Below are 17,409 nucleotides of genomic sequence, written 5' to 3'. Positions count from 1 at the left end.
CTTAATCCAGGCTTGCCATTCGGATGTTGCCGCCATCGAGCCAGACCTGGGCGGCCTTGCCGCGCAGGGCCGTGCCCATGTCCTCCGCCGTCCGCACGAGGCGGTCGATCCCCAGCAACTCGGGTTCGAATTTGCGGCAGTAGATTCGTGCGCGCGGGTTGCGCGCGGCTCCGGCGATCGCGCGACCGCGCAGGGCGCCGTAGACGTGGATCGAGCCGCCGGCCAGGATCTCGGCCCCGGAGGAGACGGACCCCATCACGGTCACGTCGCCGGTCGGGTTGATGACGCTCTGTCCGGAGCGGACCGAGCCCTCGACGGTGATCGAGGTGACCACCTGCGGCTCCGGCTCGGCCGGGACGCTCGGGATCTCGATCGTCTCGGACGGGTGCCCCTTGACCAGCAGCGGCGGCAGGCCGTCCACCACCGCGTCGGCCCCCTCGATGCCCAGGACCGCGATGCCGCGGGCCTTGAGCTCGTTCATGAGCGTCTCGAGCGCGTCCGGCTCGGGCTTGAGCTGGGCGCAGTCCAGGATGACGGCCCGGCCTTTCAGCAGGGTCGGCGAGCGCTTGAGCGCCGCGTCGAGGCCCGCGAGCCACTCGGGGAGCGGCGGCTCGGGGGAGAGGGCCAGGGCCTTGAAGGCCCGCCCGCGCAGGCTGAGCGGCCGGGGCGCGGAAGGAGCCGCCGCTGTGGCGGTCTCCGGGTCGATCGGCTCGGGGAGGGTGTCGCTCATGTCCGCCCGTTAAGAGTCCTTACCGGACCATTGACGGCGGGTATGGTTACCGAAGGGTTAAGTTTCTGATCCGGTCGGCAAATTCTGCCGGGATCCTTGTATCGGGGCAGCGGAGGATGGTCTCACGCCCTCGGGCGCGCGTCGCGGGGGGCTCGGCCCCGGTCTCCGTGGGTTCTGCGCGGGCTGAAAGGCCGTTAACCGACGGCCTGAACGCCGGAGCTGCGAAGCCTCTCAACCTCGCTCGAACAGGTTCAGCTTGATCGCGTCCTCCAGCAGCCGCACCTCCACGGCCTGCCCCCGGAAGGCCGGGTCGAGGTCGTCGGCGGCGCGGTAGAGACCGTCGATCGCGACCAGCTCCGGCTCGAACCGCCGGCACCAGATCCGCGCCGTCGGGTTGCCGGCCGCGCCCGCGATCGCGCGGCCGCGCAGGGCGCCGTAGACGTGGATCGAGCCGCCCGCGATGACCTCGGCGCCCGACGCCACGGCGCCCAGCACCGTGACGTCGCCCTCGAGGTGCAGCACGGTCTGGCCGGAGCGCACGGGCGCGTCGAGGATCAGCGACCGCACCGTCTCCCGGGCCTGCGGCTCGGCCGGCGCGGGCGCGTCCGCAGCCGACTCGTCCGGGGCGGCGACCTCCCCCGCGGGCCGTCCGCCCGACAGGGCCGGCGGGGTCGCGGAATCCAGGAGCGACGGCGCCGCGCCCTCGATCCCCAGGATCGGGATGTTGCGGGCGGCCAGCTCGGCGAGCAGACCGTCGAGATCCTCGCGGTTGAGCTGCAATCCGGACAGGTCGAGGATCACCGGCCGGCCGGCGAAGAAGTTCGGGGCACGGCGGTTGAGGGCGTCGAGGTCGCCGAACCAGTCGGCGACCGGGGGGATCGGCGCCAGGACGGTGGCCATGAAGGAGCGGCCGCGGAAGCGGATCGGCGGGCGCGCCGGCTCGGATGTCGGCTGGGTCACGGGCGTGTTCGGTGTGCGCGGAAGGGATCGTCTGCATCCATGGGACGGCGCCGCGCCCGGGGCAATCCCGCGAGGGCCGGTGTGACGCCTTGGCGGGCCCGCGGGCGCGTTTCTGTTGTAGAGAGTGCCGGCAGCCGAGCCGGACCGGACCGTTGAGCAGCGCCACCCCGCACGCCCCCGCCCCCTTCGTCGTCGACGACCTGACCCGCGCCAACCAGCGTCGGGCGGCCGACCCGCGCGCCTCCGCCTGGGTCTCGGCCAATGCCGGCGCGGGCAAGACCAAGGTCCTCACCGACCGGGTGGTCCGGCTGCTCCTCGACGAGGCGCCGCCCGGCCGGATCCTGTGCCTGACCTTCACCAAGGCCGCCGCGGCCAACATGGCGATCCGCGTCTTCCGGCTGCTCGGCCGCTGGGTCACGCTGGACGACGAGACCCTCGCCGCCGAACTCGCCGAGCTCACCGGCGAGCGCGCCGGGCCCGAGCGCCTGCGGCTGGCGCGCCGCCTCTTCGCCCGGGCGGTCGAGACGCCGGGCGGCCTCAAGATCGAGACGCTGCACGCCCTGTGCGAGCGGCTGCTCCACATGTTCCCCTTCGAGGCGAACGTGCCGGCCCGCTTCGTGGTGCTCGACGAGGCCAAGGCCCGGGAACTGTTCGACATCGAGATGGCCAACGTCCTGGCCGACGCCGTCGCGAACGGCGACACGCCGCTCAGCGCGGCCCTCGCGCGGGTCACGCCGGAAGCCACGGGCGACACCCTGCGGGCGGCGATCCGGGCGGCCGTGCGAGCGCGGAGCTTCATCGGCGACGCCGCCGGCCTGGAGCGGGCCTTCGGGCGGCTGCACGGGGCGCTGGGGCTGGCGGCCGAGGAATCCGCCGAGCGGATCGAGGCCGCGATCCTCGAGGGCGGTCCCGATTGCCGCCCGGAGGAGCGCGCCGCGCTGGTCGCGGCGCTGCGCACCGGCAAGGCCAACGACGAGAAGCTCGCCGACGCGCTCGAAGCCGCCGAGGCCGAGCGGCTCCGCTCCGCGGACCTTCCCGACCGGGCCGAGGCGCTCGCGCTCTACCGCGCGGTCTTCTTCACCCAGAAGGACGAGCCCAAGGCCGACAGCAGCCTCGGGACCAAGGGCGTGCCGGCCGGCGTCAAGGCGTCGCTGCTCGCCGAGCGGGACCGGTTGGAGCCCCTGTTCGACCGCCTGCGCGCCGCCCGGGCCCATGCCCGCACGCAGGCGCTGTTCCAGATCGCGGCCGAGATCCACCGCCGCGTCGAGGCGCAGAAGGCGCGCCTCGGCGCCCTCGACTTCGACGACCTGATCCACAAGGCGCTGGACCTGCTCGGCCGCGTCGGCGCCGGCTGGGTCCTGTACAAGCTCGACCGCGGCATCGACCACGTCCTCGTCGACGAGGCGCAGGACACGAACCCGGAGCAGTGGGCGATCCTGCGGGCGATCACGCAGGAATTCGCCGCCGGCGAGGGCGCGCGGTCCGGCAGCCGCACGCGCTTCGCGGTGGGCGACCCCAAGCAGTCGATCTACGGCTTCCAGGGCGCGGAGCCGCGGGAATTCGCCCTGACCCGCGCGTCCTGGATCGCGGAATCGCGCTCGGCCGGACTGACCTTCGAGGACGTGCCGCTCACCCTGTCGTTCCGCTCGACCGGCCTCGTCCTGCGCGCCGTCGACGCGGTCTTCGCCCTCGACGCCCACAACGAGGGCCTGTCGTTCGAGGACACGGTCCGCACGACCGTGCACGCCAGCGCCCGGCCGGGCGCGCCCGGCGCCGTCGAGCTGTGGCCGATCGCCGAGCCTGAGCCGGCCGCGGAGCCCGATGCCTGGACCGCCCCCGTGGACGCGCCCGAGACCAGCGCTCCCGCGATCGTCACCGCCCGGCGGGTGGCGCAGGCGGTGCGCGCCTGGACCACCGCGGGGGACGCGACCGGCCGGATCTGGCGCCCCGGGGACGTCCTGATCCTGGTCCGGAAGCGCGGGCCGGCCTTCGAGGAGGTGATCCGCGCCCTGAAGGGGCTCGGCGTCCCGGTCGCCGGGCAGGACCGGCTCGAGGTCTCCGCCCACATCGCGGTGGCCGACCTGGTCGCCGCCGGCCGGGCGGGCCTCCTGCCGGCCGACGACCTGACCCTCGCCACCGCCCTCAAGACGCCGCTCGTCGGCCTCACCGACGACGACCTCGTGCGGATCGCCGCCCGCCGCGACCTCGCCGAGACCCTGGAGGATGCCCTGCACCGCCACGCCGCGGCGGGCGACGCGGCCGCGCGGCGCGGGCTCGAGGCCCTGTCGGGCTGGATCGCCCTGGCGGGGCTCCACGGCCCGTTCGGCTTCTACGCCCGGCTCCTCGGGCCGCAGGGCGGCCGGGCCAAGCTGGTCGCCCGCCTCGGCGGCGAGGCCGGGGACGCGATCGACGTGTTCCTCGCCGCCGCCGCCCAGGCCGAGACCGGCGAGGACGCCCCGTCGCTGGGCGGCTTCCTCGCCCGCTACGTCGGGGCCGAGGCCGGCCACACGGTCAAGCGCGACCTCGAATCGGGCCGCGACGAGGTCCGGGTCATGACGGTCCACGGCGCCAAGGGCCTGGAGGCGCCGGTCGTGGTGATCCTCGACGGGTGCGAGCCCCTCGGCCGCAACGACCCGCCCCTCCTGCCGCTCCCGGCGACGGAGATCGCCCTGCCGCCGGTCTGGTCGGGCGGGCGGACGCAGGACTGCGCCGCCACCGACGCGGCGCGGGCGGCCCTGCTCGCCAAGGCCCGGCAGGAGCACAACCGCCTGCTCTACGTCGCCATGACCCGCGCGGCCGACCGGCTGATCGTCGCGCCCTTCCGCGGCCACGAGCGCGAGACCGAGGCGGCGTGGTGCCGGATGATCCAGGCCGGCCTGGAGGCGGCACTCGGCGCCGGCCGGGCGCTGGAACTCCCCTACGGGCCCGCGACTCTCTGGCAGGACGGCGCCCCGCCGGATTCCGCCCCCGCCGCGGGTGCCGCGTCGGCCGGAGCGGAGGCCGGGCCGGAGCCCGACTGGCTGCGCGGCCCGGTGCCGCCGGAACCGACCTCCGAGGCCCTGAACCCCTCCGGCGCCCTGCAGGCGGCGGACGGAACGCGCGTGCCGCCGCCGCGCCTCGCCGACGCGCAGGCCCGGCGCCGCGGGATCCTGACCCACGCCCTGCTGCAGCACCTGCCCCGGGTCGAGCCGGACCGCCGGGAGACGGCGGGGCGCGCCTTCGTGCAGGCCCGGGCGCCCGGTCTGCCGCGCGCGGCCGCCCCCGCGATCGTCCGGTCGGTCCTCCGGATCATCGACGCCCCCGACCTCGCGCCGCTCTTCGCCCGGGACGCCCGCGCGGAGGTGGCGCTGTCGGGGCGTGTCCGTGCCGGCGGGACAGAGAGGGTGGTCCAGGGGCGCGTCGACCGCCTCGCCGTGACGGCGGACATGGTGCACCTCGCCGACTTCAAGACCGGGCGCCCGCCCGAGCCCGGCGCGCCGCTGCCCGCCGCGGAGGCCGGCCAGATCGCCCTCTATGCGCGCCTCCTCGCGCAGATCTACCCGGGCCGGACGATCCGGCCGATTCTCGTCTGGACCTCGGGGCCGGTGATCCGCGCCCTCGATTCCGACGACGTCGCGACGGCCCTGGACCGGATCGGGATCGAGGCGTGACCCGTGCCCCGGGGCGCGTGCCCGGAAGCGGTCCGCATGCGCCAGCGCACGTCGCGGTGGGGCGATTCACCGAGAGAGCCGTGCGTCCCGGGCACCCCCGCCCTCCCCCGGCGACCGGACTTCTTGACCGGGCGCCGGGCCGTCGCCAATTCTGACCGGACCGCGCGGGCCTCTGCCCGTTCGACGCCGCCCGACGGGCGGCGGATTCCGAAAGGTGACGTTATGGCGACGGTGAAAGTAACCGACGCGAGCTTCGAGCAGGACGTTCTCAAGTCCGCCGAGCCCGTCGTGGTGGATTTCTGGGCGGAGTGGTGCGGCCCCTGCCGTCAGATCGGCCCGGCCCTCGAGGAGATCGCGACCGACCTGCAGGGCAAGGTGAAGATCGCCAAGGTCAACGTCGACGAGAACCCGCAGATCGCCGCCCAGTACGGCATCCGCTCGATCCCGACGCTGCTGCTCTTCAAGAACGGCGAGCGCGTGGACCAGAAGGTCGGCGCCGCACCGAAGGGCGACCTGTCGCGCTGGATCGGCGCCCAGACCGCCTGATCTGCCGTCACGGCTCCGAACGACAAAAAGAAAGCCCGGCCGCGAGGCCGGGCTTTCTCGGTTTCGAGCCCAAGTTTTTTATTTCGGGATCCCGGTGCTTGGCCCGGGATCCCGTATTCCGTCTCAGTACGAGCCGAACTTGTAGTTCAGGCCGGCGCGGACGACGGCGAAGGCGTTCTCGTTCCGGCTGGCGCCGGCGAGCGAGTACACCGGCACGAGGCCGACCGGGGAGATCGCAGCACCAACCAGCGGCGCCTGGGCGCGGCCGTTGTTGTTGTCGAGGTTCACGTACAGACCTTCGACCTTCAGCGTGACGGCCGAAGAGCGGAAGAAGTTCAGGAACGAGTCGGTGGGCAGGGCGTACTCGACACCGCCGCCGACCGTCCAGCCGGTCTTGAAGTCGTTCCGGCGGCCGGCGAAGTTCTGCAGGCCGACGCGAGCGCCGTCATCCGTGCCGGTGGCGTAGGCGAAACCGCCGGTAGCGTACACGAGGGTCCGGTCGAAGGCCCAGCCGAGACGACCGCGGACGGTGCCGAAGAAGTCGATGGTGTTGAGCGTGCCGTTGACCGGGATGAAGCCCGGGTTGATCGCCACGGCGTTGGTGGCGAAGCGGGCGCGACGGCCGAAGTCGAGGTACTGCGCGTCAGCCTCGAAGCCGATCACGGCGCCGGAGCCCGGGGTCAGCTGCCAGTTGTAGCCGATCTGGCCACCGCCCGAGAAACCCTCGCGGCTGTCGTTGCTGTAGACCAGCGACGAGCCGTTCGGCAGCAGGGCCTGGTAGGGGACGAGACCGCCCGGAACCAGAGCGACCGGGTTGCCGGGCGTCTGGACGAAGCCGCGGGTGGAGTTGCTGCTGGCGTCGAACGCGTAGCCGGCGTTGATACCGAAGTAGGCGCCGGTCCAGGTGAACACCGGAACGGGGGTGAACACCGGCGGCGGCGCGGCGCGGCGCGGCAGGTCGGCGGCCGAAGCGGCGGCCGTGAGCGCGGTGAACGCCGCGAGAGAGGTGAGAAGCTTCTTCATTACTGTGATCCCCAGCATAAGCCCGATCGCCGGTGAAACTATGCGATCGGGCCCCGCGAGGATGTAGCTTAGCTGCCACAGCGGGAGGAAAGCGTGGCCGTGGACGGGTGTCCGTCCGGGCGATTGCGGCGATTCGACGGATTTTCGAATGCAGAATCCGGATTTCACAGGTCTCCGGTTCCCGGCCACTTGATACAGCGGCCGCGCGCGGCGCTCCCAGACTGGAGACGACTCAGACCGGCGGCGTGTCGTTGGCGGCGAGAACCATGCCGGCCAAGTAGAGCGATCCGCAGATCAGGATTCGCGGCGGGCGCTCGAAGGCGATGTCCCGCACGAGGGCGAGGGCCGCCTCGATGCTCGGCGCCGCGTAGGTCTTGAGGCCGACATCCTCGCCGATCCGGGCCACCTCCTCGGCCGGGCGCGCGGCCATGGTCCCGGTGATCGGGACGGCCACCAGGGCCCGGGCCAGGCCCACGAAGTTGCGCAGGAACCCGTCGGCGTCCTTCGTGCCGAGCAGGCCGACCACGAGGACGAGCGGCACGTCGCTCTTCTCGCCGAGATCCGCCATGGCGGCCGCGAGGATCCGGCCGCCGTCGATGTTGTGGCCGCCGTCGAGCCACAGCTCGGTGCCGGCATCGAGCTGGGCGGCCAGCCGGCCGCGGCCGAGGCGCTGCAGCCGGCCCGGCCACTCGACCTCGGTCAGGCCCCGCTCCAGGGCCGCGATCCCGATGTCGCCGAACCCGGCGGCGCGCAGCGCGGTGATCGCGGTTCCGGCGTTGACCAGCTGGTGACGCCCGGCGAGGCGCGGCCGCGGGAGGTCGAACAGGTCGGTCTCGTCCTGGTAGACGAGCCGGCCGCGCTCCTCGTGCACGGAGAAGTCCTGGTTGCCCACCAGCACGGGCCCGGCCCCGAGGGCTTCCGCGCGCCGGCAGAGGACGGCGTCGGCCTCGGCGTAGTCCTGGGCGGCGATCACCGCCGGGCAGCCGCGCTTGAAGATCCCGGCCTTCTCGGTCGCGACCGACTCGACCGTGTCGCCGAGATACTCGGCATGGTCGCGGCCGATCGGCGTCACCACCGCGCAGGCCGGCCGGTCGATGACGTTGGTGGCGTCGAGCCGGCCCCCGAGGCCGACCTCCAGGAGCAGGACGTCGGCCGGGCTCTCCGAGAAGAGCAGGAACGCCGCGGCCGTGGTGATCTCGAACATCGTGATCGGCTCGCCGGCATTGGCGCTCTCGCAGCGCGCGAAGGCGTCGGCCAGCCGGTCCTCGTCCACGAAATGCCCGCCGCCGATCCCGCCGATGCGGATCCGCTCGTGGAAGCGGACGAGGTGCGGGGAGGTGTAGACGTGGGCGGCCAGGCCCCCGGCCTCCAGGATCGACCGCATGAACGCGATGGTCGAGCCCTTGCCGTTGGTGCCGGCCACGTGGATCACGGGCGGCAGGCGGCGCTCGGGATGGTTGAGCCGCGCGAGCAGCCGCTCGATGCGCCCGAGCGACAGGTCGATGGTGCGGGGGTGGAGCGCCAGGAAGCGCGCCATCAGAGCGTCGGACGAGGCCATCGCCGGGCTCAGGCCGCCTCGGAAGCCGCGGCCGGCGCGTCGGCCTGGGCCGCGTTGGTGAGGAGGCTGCAGAGACGCGTGATCGTCTCCTTGAGCTGGTGCCGGTGGACCACCTGATCGACCATGCCGTGCTCGCGCAGGTACTCCGCCCGCTGGAAGCCGTCGGGCAGCTTCTCGCGGATCGTCTGCTCGATCACCCGCGGTCCCGCGAAGCAGATCAGCGCGCCGGGCTCGGCGAGGTGGACGTCGCCCAGCATCGCGTAGGAGGCGGTGACGCCGCCCGTGGTCGGGTTCGTGAGCACCACAATGTAGGGGAGCCGGGCCGCGTTGAGCCGGCGCACCGCCACGGTGGTCCGCGGCATCTGCATCAGCGACAGGATCCCCTCCTGCATGCGCGCGCCGCCGGAGGCCGCGAACAGCACGTAGGGCGTGCGCTTCTCCAGCGCCGTCTCGGCGCCGCGCACGAAGGCCTCGCCCGCCGCCATGCCGAGCGATCCGGCCATGAAGCCGAATTCCTGCGCGGCCAGCGTCATCGGAAGGCCGCCGACCCGGCCGAAGCCGATCTTGAACGCGTCCTGCAGGCCGGTCTTGGCCCGGGCCTCCTTGAGCCGGTCGACGTAGCGCTTCTCGTCGCGGAACTTCAGCGGGTCGGGGGTGACCTCGGGCAGGGCCACGTCGATCCACGTGCCCTCGTCGAACATCATCTTCAGGCGCGCCTGGGCGCCCATCTTCAGGTGATGCTCGGAACCGGGAATGACCCAGTGATTGGCCTCCACCTCCTTGTGGAACACCATCTGCCCCGTGTCCGGGCACTTGACCCAGAGGTTCTCGGGCGTCTCGCGCTTGAACAAGGTCTTGATCCGGGGGCGCACCACCTCCGAGATCCAGTTCATCGGTTCGACCATCGACTTGCGTCCGTCCGCTTCAAGCCCGCGCAGATATCAGGTGCGGCGCGCTCCGCCGCCAGGGGTGCCCGGTCCGCCCGTCAGGCGGCCCGCCCGACGCCCGCCGACCGCACGCCCGCGGCGAGTTCGCGCACCAGCTCCGTCACGGCCTCGACGGTTCCGGGCTGCGGCCGGCCCTCGCCGTCGAGGGAGCGCACCAGGACGTCCACGAGCGCGGAGCCGACCACGACGCCGTCAGCGCCCTCGGCGATCGCCGCCGCGTGGGCGCCGGTCTTGACGCCGAATCCCACGACGACGGGCAGCTCGGTGTGGCGCCGGATGCGGGCGACCGCCTCGGAGACCTTGCCGAAATCCGGGGTCGCCGTCCCGGTGATGCCGGTGATCGACACGTAGTAGACGAAGCCCGCCGTGTTCGCGAGGACGGCCGGGAGGCGCCGCTCGTCGGTGGTCGGGGTGGCGAGGCGGATGAAGGCGAGGCCCTTGCCGAGGGCCGGCAGGCACAGCTCGGAATCCTCCTCGGGTGGGAGATCGACGACGATCAGCCCGTCGACGCCGGCCGCCAGCGCGTCGTCGAGGAAGCGGTCGACGCCGTAGGTGTGGATCGGGTTGTAGTACCCCATCAGCACGATTGGCGTGGTGTCGTTGCCGGCGCGGAAGCGGCGCACGAGGTCGAGGGTGCCCGACACCGTCTGGCCCGCCTTGAGCGCCCGCAGGCCGGCCGCCTGGATCGCCGGGCCGTCCGCCATCGGGTCGGTGAACGGCAGGCCGAATTCCAGGATGTCGGCGCCGGCGCCCGGCAGCGCCTTCAGGACCTCGAGCGAGGTCGCGGGATCGGGATCGCCGGACATCACGTAGGTGACGAAGACGGACCGGTTCTCCGCGCGGGCGCGGGCGAAGGTGGCGTCGATGCGGCTCGGCATGGTCGGTCGATATTCGCTTCTGCAGGGCCGCCGACGGCCCGGGATTGCCCCCGCGCTACACCAAAGGCACCGGCCCGTGAAGCGGGCGGGCCCGCGGCGACCGCGGGCGAAGGCGTCCCGGAGGCCCGGCCACGCGCGAGACGCGGCCATGCGCGCGGGCCGGTTGCCGGGACGGCGGCGCCGGCCTAGCCCTCGCCCATGCCCGAGTCAGCCCTCCCGTCGCGCCCCCTGGCGGCGCTCCTGTTCGACATGGACGGGACGATCATCAGCTCGATCGCCTCCGCGGAGCGGATCTGGTCGCGCTGGGCCGAGGCGCACGGCCTCGACGCGGCGTCCTTCCTGCCGACGATCCACGGCGTGCAGTCGGTCGAGACCATCCGGCGGCTGAACCTGCCGGGCGTCGATCCCGTGGCCGAGGCGGCCGCGATCACCGAGGCCGAGATGGCGGATGTCGACGACATCGTGGCGATCCCGGGGGCGCAGGCCTTCCTGGAGGCGCTGCCGCGCCACCGCTGGGCGATCGTCACCTCGGCGCCCCGGCGGCTGGCGGAGCGCCGCCTCGCGGCGGCCGGAATGCCGGTCCCCGACCTTCTGGTGGCCGCCGAGGACGTGGCGCGGGGCAAGCCCGCGCCGGACTGCTTCCTCCTGGCGGCCGGGCGCCTCGGCGTCGCGGCGCCGGACTGCCTCGTGTTCGAGGACGCCCCGGCCGGCATCCGGGCGGCCGAGGCCGCGGATGCGGCCGTCGTGGTCGTCACCGCGACCCATCACGAGCCGGTGAGGACCAATCATCCCACCATCGCCGACTACACCGGGCTGCGCGTCGCGGCGGCCCCGGAGGGGATCCGGGTGACACGGACCGCCTGAGCCTCTCCATCCCGGCCGCGGATCCGCTGGCGGCCGGCCCCGCCCGGTCGTATCGCCCGCTTGCGCCGCGCGGATCGCGGTGAAGGGACACGGCCATGGTGACGATCAGTCGACGCCGCGCGCTCGGGGCGGTCGCCGCCGGCGCCACCGCGGGCCTCGGCCCCGCCGCGGCCGCCGAGGCGCAGCCGGCCCCGCTGTTCCCGCTGCCGCAGGCCATCATCCCGATCCTGGGCGAGGCGCAGGTCTTCCCGGTCCGCCGGATCTACTGCATCGGCCGGAACTACGCGGCCCACGCCCGCGAGATGGGCTCCGACCCGTCGCGCGAGCCGCCCTTCTTCTTCCAGAAGCCGGCGGATGCCGTGCAGGTCGTCGCGGGCGGCGTCGCCGACCATCCCTACCCGTCGCTCACCCAGAACTACCACCACGAGATCGAGCTCGTGGCCGTGCTGAAGTCGGGCGGGCGCGACATCCCGGCCGCGCAGGCGCTCGACCACGTCTACGGCTACGCCACCGGCCTCGACATGACCCGCCGGGACCTCCAGCGCGGCATGGGCAACCAGAAGAAGCCCTGGGAGATCGGCAAGAGCTTCGACCAGTCCGCGCCGATCACGCCGATCCTGCCGGTCGCCCGGGTCGGCCATCCGGCGCGCGGCCGCATCCGGCTCGCCGTGAACGGCACCGTGCGGCAGGACGCCGACCTGTCGGACATGATCTGGTCGGTCGCCGAGCAGATCGCCGAGCTGTCGCGGGCCTTCGAGCTGAAGGCAGGCGACATCGTCTTCTCGGGAACGCCCGAGAATGTCGGGCCGGTCGTCCGTGGGGACGTGCTCGCCGGCTCGATCGAGGGCCTGCCGGACCTGTCGATCCGCATCGTGTGATCGCGCGTCGCGCGATCCCCCGCGGAGATCCGGTTGCGGCGGGGCGTTGACTTTCCCTGCCGGCGTCGCGGCTTTATCCGGTACGGATCCGCGGGGGCAGGAGCAGCGCGCGTATGACCAAGCCCGACGGCGTGCCGCCGCACCTCTTCGAGACCGCCGAGGGCCGCCGTCTCGTGGAGGCCCGCTCCGATCCGGCGTGGCGCCGCTGGGGGCCCTACCTCAGCGACCGGCAATGGGGCACGGTGCGGGAGGATTACAGCCCGAAGGGCGACGCCTGGGACTACCTGCCCCACGACCACGCCCGGTCCCGCGCCTATCGCTGGGGCGAGGACGGGATCGGCGGCTTCGGCGACCGCCACCTGAACTGGTGCCTGTCCCTGGCGCTGTGGAACGGGCGCGACCCGATCCTGAAGGAGCGGCTGTTCGGCCTGACTAACCAGGAGGGCAACCACGGCGAGGACGTCAAGGAACTCTACTACTACCTCGACGGGATCCCGACCCACGCCTTCATGCGGATGCTCTACAAGTACCCGCAGGCCGCCTTCCCGTACGGGCGCCTGGTCGATGAGAACGCGCGGCGCGGCCTCGACGATCCGGAATTCGAGCTCCTCGACACGGGCCTGTTCGACGAGGGCCGCTACTTCGACGTCGAGATCGCCTACGCCAAGGCCGCCCCCGACGACATCCTGATGCGGGTGACCGCGACCAACCGCGGCCCGGACCCGGCCGCCCTGACGCTGCTGCCGCAGCTCTGGGCCCGCAACACGTGGTCGTGGAAGCAGGGCACGCCGAAGCCGGAGCTGATGGCCGGGTCGGAGGGCTCGGTCTGGGCGCGCCACCCCGAGTTGCCGACCTTCCGGTTCTTCGCCGAGGGCGCGGGCGACCTGCTGTTCACCGAGAACGAGACCAACACGCACCGGCTGTTCGGCAGCGGCCCCGCCGAGGGCTTCTACAAGGACGGGATCGACCGGTGCGTCGTGGGCGGCGACCGGGCCGCCGTCAACGCCCTGTCCGGCACCAAGTGCGCCGCCCGCTACGACCTGCATCTCGGCCCCGGCGAGACTCGGACCGTGCGCCTGCGCCTGCGCGCCGAGACCGCGCCGGGCGCGCCCTTCGCGGATTTCGACGCCGTCTTCGCCGCCCGCGAGGGCGAGGCCGACGACTTCTACGGGGCGCTCCAGGCGCCGATCGCCGATCCCGAGATGCGGCTCGTGCAGCGGCAGGCGCTCGCCGGCATGCTCTGGTCGAAGCAGCTCTACCATTACGACGTGCGCGAGTGGCTCGCCGGCGACCCAGCGCAGCCCGCGCCGGCGCCGGAGCGGCGACACGGCCGCAACAGCGACTGGTCGCACCTGCGCGCCAACGACATCATCTCGATGCCGGATGCCTGGGAGTATCCCTGGTTCGCGTCCTGGGACCTCGCCCTGCAGGCGATCGTGTTCGGGCTCATCGACCCGGACTTCGCCAAGAACCAGCTCCTGCTGCTGGTCGACGAGGCCTACACCCACCCGAACGCCGCGCTGCCGGCCTACGAGTGGGGCTTCGGGGACGCCAACCCGCCGGTCCACGCGCTGGCCGCCTGGCGGGTGTTCGAGCTGGACCGGGCGCTCACCGGCCAGCCGGACCACGCCTTCCTCAAGCGGATCTTCAACAAGCTCACCCTTAACTTCACGTGGTGGGTGAACCGGAAGGATTCCGACGACCGCAACCTGTTCCAGGGCGGCTTCCTCGGCCTCGACAATATCGGGATCTTCGACCGGTCGAAGCCGGTAGGCGACGGCGCCACGCTGACCCAGTCCGACGCGACGGCCTGGATGGCGACCTACGCGCTGAACCTGATGCGGATCGCCATCGAGCTGGCGCTCGACGACCCGACCTTCGAGGACATGGCGGAGAAGTTCTTCGAGCACTTCCTCCTCATCGCCGGAGCCACGGGAGCGGGCGTGTGGGACGAGCCGGACGGCTTCTTCTACGACGTCATCGAGACGCGCGACGGGCAGCGCCTCCCGATCCGCGCCCGGACCATGGTCGGCCTGATCCCGATCTTCGCGGTGGCGGTGATCAACGAGTGCGACCTCGCGCGGCTGCCGTCCCTGCGCAGCCGAATGGTGTTCTTCCTCAAGAACCGCCCGGACCTCGCGACCCTGGTCTCGCGCTGGAACGAGCCCGGCGAGGGCCAGACGGCGCTGCTGTCGCTGCTGCGCGGGCACCGGCTGAAGGCGCTGCTCCACCGCGCCCTCGACCCGAACGAGTTCCTCTCGGATTACGGGCTGCGCGCCGTGTCCCGCGTCTACGCGGACGAGCCGTTCTGCTTCGCCTGGGACGGGCGGGACCTGGGGCTCGCCTACGAGCCGGCCGAGTCGCGCTCGCGGCTGTTCGGCGGCAACTCGAACTGGCGGGGACCGGTGTGGATGCCGGTCAACTACTTGCTCATCGCCGGGCTGAACCGCTTCCACGACTATTACGGCCCGGATTTCAGAGTCGAAGCGCCGACCGGGTCGGGCCGGACCTACGCGCTCCGGGAGATCGCCGCCCACCTGTCACGGCGGCTGATCAGCCTCTCGACCCGCCGCCCGGACGGGCGCAGGCCGGTCTACGGCGACAGCCGGATCGAGCAGGAGGATCCGCATTTCCGCGACCACGTCCTGTTCTACGAGTACTACCACGGGGACAGCGGCCGCGGGGTCGGCGCGTCGCACCAGACCGGATGGTCCGGGCTCGTGGCCCTGCTGATCCAGGAAGTGGCGACCGCCGCCGCCGAGGCGCAGAACCCGGGCTGGCCGTGAGGACCGGTCGCCGGGCTCGCGCGCCGGCGACCGACGCCCATTTACTCCGCGGCCTGCTGCATCCGCAGGCGCTGGCCTTCGCCGATCTGGCGGGAGATCGTCGAGCGGCGGGCGCTGTAGACCGCCGAGACCAGCGGGTAATCGACGGGCAGGCCCCACTTGGCCTTGTAGGCCTCGGGCGTGAGGCCGCGCATCGTCAGGTGACGCCGCAGGGCCTTGTAGGGCTTGCCGTCCTCGAAGCTGATGAGCGTGTCCGGCCGGATCGAGGCCCGGATCTGCGCCTCGGTCGGCCGCCGGACCTGCGGCTCCGCGGGCTGGTCCAGGGCGGTGATCGAGCGGTGTACCTCGGAGAGCAGGTCCGGCAGCGTTCCCGCCGGGACACTGTTGCGCGTGACGTAGGCGCTCAGGATCTTTGCGGCGAGTTCGACGCTCGGCGATGTCATCTGCATGGTCGTCACCTCGATTCTACGTGTTTCGGATGTGGCTCTCGTCGGTTTCCGTCGGGCTCTTCGCCGCCGACGGCCGGTGCATGTCCCTGAGACGTTCTCGGCCTCGGCCGGAGGCGGCGGATGGCCTCATTATGGGCCAGTCCGCCGCCGCTACAACCGAGCCGCGCATTTATCGCGCCGATATTTCTACTTAGGATTGAGATTTAGGGTCAACGACGAATCAACGGGCGCGTCGTTGTTCCGGCTCAAGTGCGGTATTGAGGACTCACCTGCCCAACCGGGCGCGTTGGAGAACGCGAAGACATGGAGGCCCTGGTCGTCGGAGCCGGCGTCGTCGGACTCGCCATCGGGCGGGCACTCGCGCTGCGCGGGCATGCCGTCATCGTGGCGGAAGCCGAGGACGCCTTCGGAACGGGGGTCTCGTCCCGCAGCTCGGAAGTGATCCACGCCGGCATGTACTACCCGGGCGGATCCGAGCGCGCGCACCACTGCGTCGAGGGCGCCCGCCAATTATACAACTTTTGCGCGAGTCATGGCGTCCCGCATCGCGCGTGCGGCAAGCTGATCGTCGCGTCCGACGACGCGGAGGCCGAGAAGATCGCGGCGATCCGACGCCAGGGCGAGGCCAACGGCGTCCCGGGCCTCGAACTCCTCGACGGACGCGCCGCCCGGCAGCTGGAGCCGAATCTCGCCTGCACGGTGGCGCTGCACTCGCCACGCACCGGCGTCGTCGACAGCCACGCGCTGATGCTCGCCCTGCTCGGGGCGATCGAGGATCACGGCGGCGCGCTCGCCCTGCGCACCCCGGTCGAGGGCTTGGCACGGCGGGACGGGCAGTGGCGGGCCGCGTTCGGCGGCGCCGAGCCCGGCACGATGGCCTTCGACGCGGTGGTCAACGCCGCGAGCTTCGGTGCCCCGGCCCTGGCCGCCGGCACGGAGGGCTACCCGGCCGAGCGCGTCCCGACGCTGCGCCTCGCCCGCGGCAACTACTTCGGCTGCACCGGCAAGCCGGCCTTCTCGCGGCTGATCTACCCGGCGCCGCGGATCGACGGCGGCCTCGGAATCCATCTCACCCTCGACCTCGCCGGCCGCACCCGCTTCGGGCCCGACGTGGAGTGGGTCGACGGGTTCGACTACCGGGTCGATCCCGCGCGCGCCGAGGCCTTCTACGGCGCGATCCGGCGCTACTGGCCCGGCCTGCCCGACGGGGCGCTGTACCCGGACTACGCGGGCCTGCGGCCGAAGCTGACCGGGCCCGGCGAGGCGGCGGCCGACTTCCGGATCGACGGGCCGGCCGAGCACGGCCTGCCGGGGATCGTCCACCTGTTCGGGATCGAGAGCCCCGGCCTGACCTCCAGCCTGTCGCTCGCCGAGGCCGTGGCCGACCGGCTGGACGCCTGAGGCCTCAGAACAGCAGGTGCTCAGAACAGCAGGTGCAGCGCCAGGGGCGCGAGGATCGCCGTCAGGAAGGCGTTGAGCCCCATGGCGATGCCCGCGAAGGTGCCGGCGACCTCGCTGACCTGGAAGGCGCGGGCCGTCCCGATGCCGTGGGCCGCGAGCCCGGCCGCGAAGCCGCGGGCGCGCATGTCGCGGATCCGCAGGAGGTTCATCATCGGCGTCACGAGGATCGCCCCGATGATGCCGGTGAGGATCACCAGGATCGCCGTGAGCGTCGGGTCGCCGCCGAGCGCCTCCGCGATGCCCATCGCGACGCCCGAGGTCACGGATTTCGGGGCCAGCGAGACGAGGATCGGCTGCGGGATGTCGAGGAGGCGCGCGAGGCCGATCACCACGGCGAGGGTGGTGGCCGAGCCGGCGGCGAGGGCCGCCAGCATCGGCGCGAGGGCGCGCAGGACGGTCGCCCGCCGCTCGTAGAGCGGCATCGCCAGCACCACGGTGGCGGGCCCGAGCAGGAAGTGGACGAACTGCGCGCCCTCGAAATAGGCCCCGTAGGGCGTGCCAGTGACGGCCAGGACCGCCCCCACCAGGACGACGGTGATGAGGACGGGGTTGGCGATCGGGTGCCGGCCGGTCACGGCGGCGATCCGGTCCGCCAGGACGTAGGCGGTCAGCGTCACCGTCAGCCACAGGAGCGGCGTCTTGGCGAGGTAGACCCAGAGCGAGAAGTCGCCGGCCACCC

The 17,409-nt window shown here is 72.7% G+C and carries 14 protein-coding genes; 6 read left to right on the top strand and 8 right to left on the bottom strand.

The annotated features are described in order from the left end of the window. Window position 1 precedes the first annotated feature (1 nt). Window positions 2–730: a septum site-determining protein MinC gene (gene minC, locus H288_RS0113170; RefSeq protein WP_020093045.1), complete on the bottom strand. Its 729-nt coding sequence runs from the start codon at window positions 728–730 to the stop codon at window positions 2–4. 231 nt (window positions 731–961) lie between these two features. Then, window positions 962–1,630, bottom strand: a complete 669-nt coding sequence (minC, locus tag H288_RS0113165; protein ID WP_042672281.1) for a septum site-determining protein MinC — start codon at window positions 1,628–1,630, stop codon at window positions 962–964. 212 nt (window positions 1,631–1,842) lie between these two features. Between minC (H288_RS0113165) and addA the strand changes: the two genes are divergently transcribed. Continuing rightward, window positions 1,843–5,340 (top strand): double-strand break repair helicase AddA, encoded by a 3,498-nt coding sequence (gene addA / locus H288_RS0113160; protein WP_020093043.1) that lies wholly within the window; start codon window positions 1,843–1,845, stop codon window positions 5,338–5,340. 222 nt (window positions 5,341–5,562) lie between these two features. Next, window positions 5,563–5,886, top strand: coding sequence for a thioredoxin (gene trxA / locus H288_RS0113155; RefSeq protein WP_010682902.1), 324 nt, complete (start codon window positions 5,563–5,565; stop codon window positions 5,884–5,886). A 123-nt stretch (window positions 5,887–6,009) separates the two neighbouring features. Here the strand turns inward: trxA and H288_RS0113150 are convergent, their stop codons facing one another. From H288_RS0113150 to trpA, 4 genes are all read right to left on the bottom strand, one after another. Beyond that, entirely contained in the window at window positions 6,010–6,909 is a 900-nt protein-coding gene (locus H288_RS0113150) for an outer membrane beta-barrel protein (RefSeq protein WP_020093042.1), read from the bottom strand. A 232-nt stretch (window positions 6,910–7,141) separates the two neighbouring features. Further along, on the bottom strand, window positions 7,142–8,467 hold the full coding sequence (locus tag H288_RS0113145) for a folylpolyglutamate synthase/dihydrofolate synthase family protein (protein WP_020093041.1): 1,326 nt from the start codon (window positions 8,465–8,467) through the stop codon (window positions 7,142–7,144). 8 nt (window positions 8,468–8,475) lie between these two features. Continuing rightward, complete coding sequence (accD, locus tag H288_RS0113140) at window positions 8,476–9,372, bottom strand: acetyl-CoA carboxylase, carboxyltransferase subunit beta (protein ID WP_020093040.1); 897 nt, start codon at window positions 9,370–9,372, stop codon at window positions 8,476–8,478. A gap of 80 nt (window positions 9,373–9,452) precedes the next feature. Continuing rightward, window positions 9,453–10,292 carry a tryptophan synthase subunit alpha gene (trpA, locus tag H288_RS0113135; RefSeq protein WP_020093039.1) on the bottom strand — a complete coding sequence of 280 codons (840 nt, stop codon included), beginning with the start codon at window positions 10,290–10,292 and terminating at the stop codon, window positions 9,453–9,455. A gap of 198 nt (window positions 10,293–10,490) precedes the next feature. On the opposite strand from trpA, the gene H288_RS0113130 reads away from it, so the two are divergent. The 3 genes from H288_RS0113130 to H288_RS0113120 all read left to right on the top strand — a co-directional run bounded on the left by H288_RS0113130 (window position 10,491) and on the right by H288_RS0113120 (window position 14,820). Continuing rightward, window positions 10,491–11,156, top strand: coding sequence for an HAD-IA family hydrolase (locus H288_RS0113130; protein ID WP_020093038.1), 666 nt, complete (start codon window positions 10,491–10,493; stop codon window positions 11,154–11,156). A gap of 95 nt (window positions 11,157–11,251) precedes the next feature. Then, the gene (locus H288_RS0113125; protein WP_020093037.1) at window positions 11,252–12,034 is read left to right on the top strand and encodes a fumarylacetoacetate hydrolase family protein; all 783 of its coding nucleotides are present in this window, start codon (window positions 11,252–11,254) and stop codon (window positions 12,032–12,034) included. A 113-nt stretch (window positions 12,035–12,147) separates the two neighbouring features. Next, window positions 12,148–14,820: a glucosidase gene (locus H288_RS0113120; protein WP_020093036.1), complete on the top strand. Its 2,673-nt coding sequence runs from the start codon at window positions 12,148–12,150 to the stop codon at window positions 14,818–14,820. Between the two features lie 41 nt (window positions 14,821–14,861). Here the strand turns inward: H288_RS0113120 and H288_RS0113115 are convergent, their stop codons facing one another. Beyond that, window positions 14,862–15,269: a MucR family transcriptional regulator gene (locus tag H288_RS0113115; protein WP_026604910.1), complete on the bottom strand. Its 408-nt coding sequence runs from the start codon at window positions 15,267–15,269 to the stop codon at window positions 14,862–14,864. A gap of 303 nt (window positions 15,270–15,572) precedes the next feature. On the opposite strand from H288_RS0113115, the gene H288_RS0113110 reads away from it, so the two are divergent. After that, on the top strand, window positions 15,573–16,670 hold the full coding sequence (locus H288_RS0113110; RefSeq protein WP_020093034.1) for an NAD(P)/FAD-dependent oxidoreductase: 1,098 nt from the start codon (window positions 15,573–15,575) through the stop codon (window positions 16,668–16,670). 20 nt (window positions 16,671–16,690) lie between these two features. Here H288_RS0113110 and H288_RS0113105 read toward each other — a convergent pair whose 3' ends face one another. Then, entirely contained in the window at window positions 16,691–17,407 is a 717-nt protein-coding gene (locus H288_RS0113105) for an LrgB family protein (protein ID WP_020093033.1), read from the bottom strand. Between the last annotated feature and the right edge of the window lie 2 nt (window positions 17,408–17,409).

The organism is Methylobacterium sp. 285MFTsu5.1 (assembly GCF_000383455.1).
Classification (GTDB): Bacteria; Pseudomonadota; Alphaproteobacteria; order Rhizobiales; family Beijerinckiaceae; genus Methylobacterium.
Note: the sequence above shows the minus strand (reverse complement) of the source record. Positions and strands in the feature narration are given on the sequence as shown.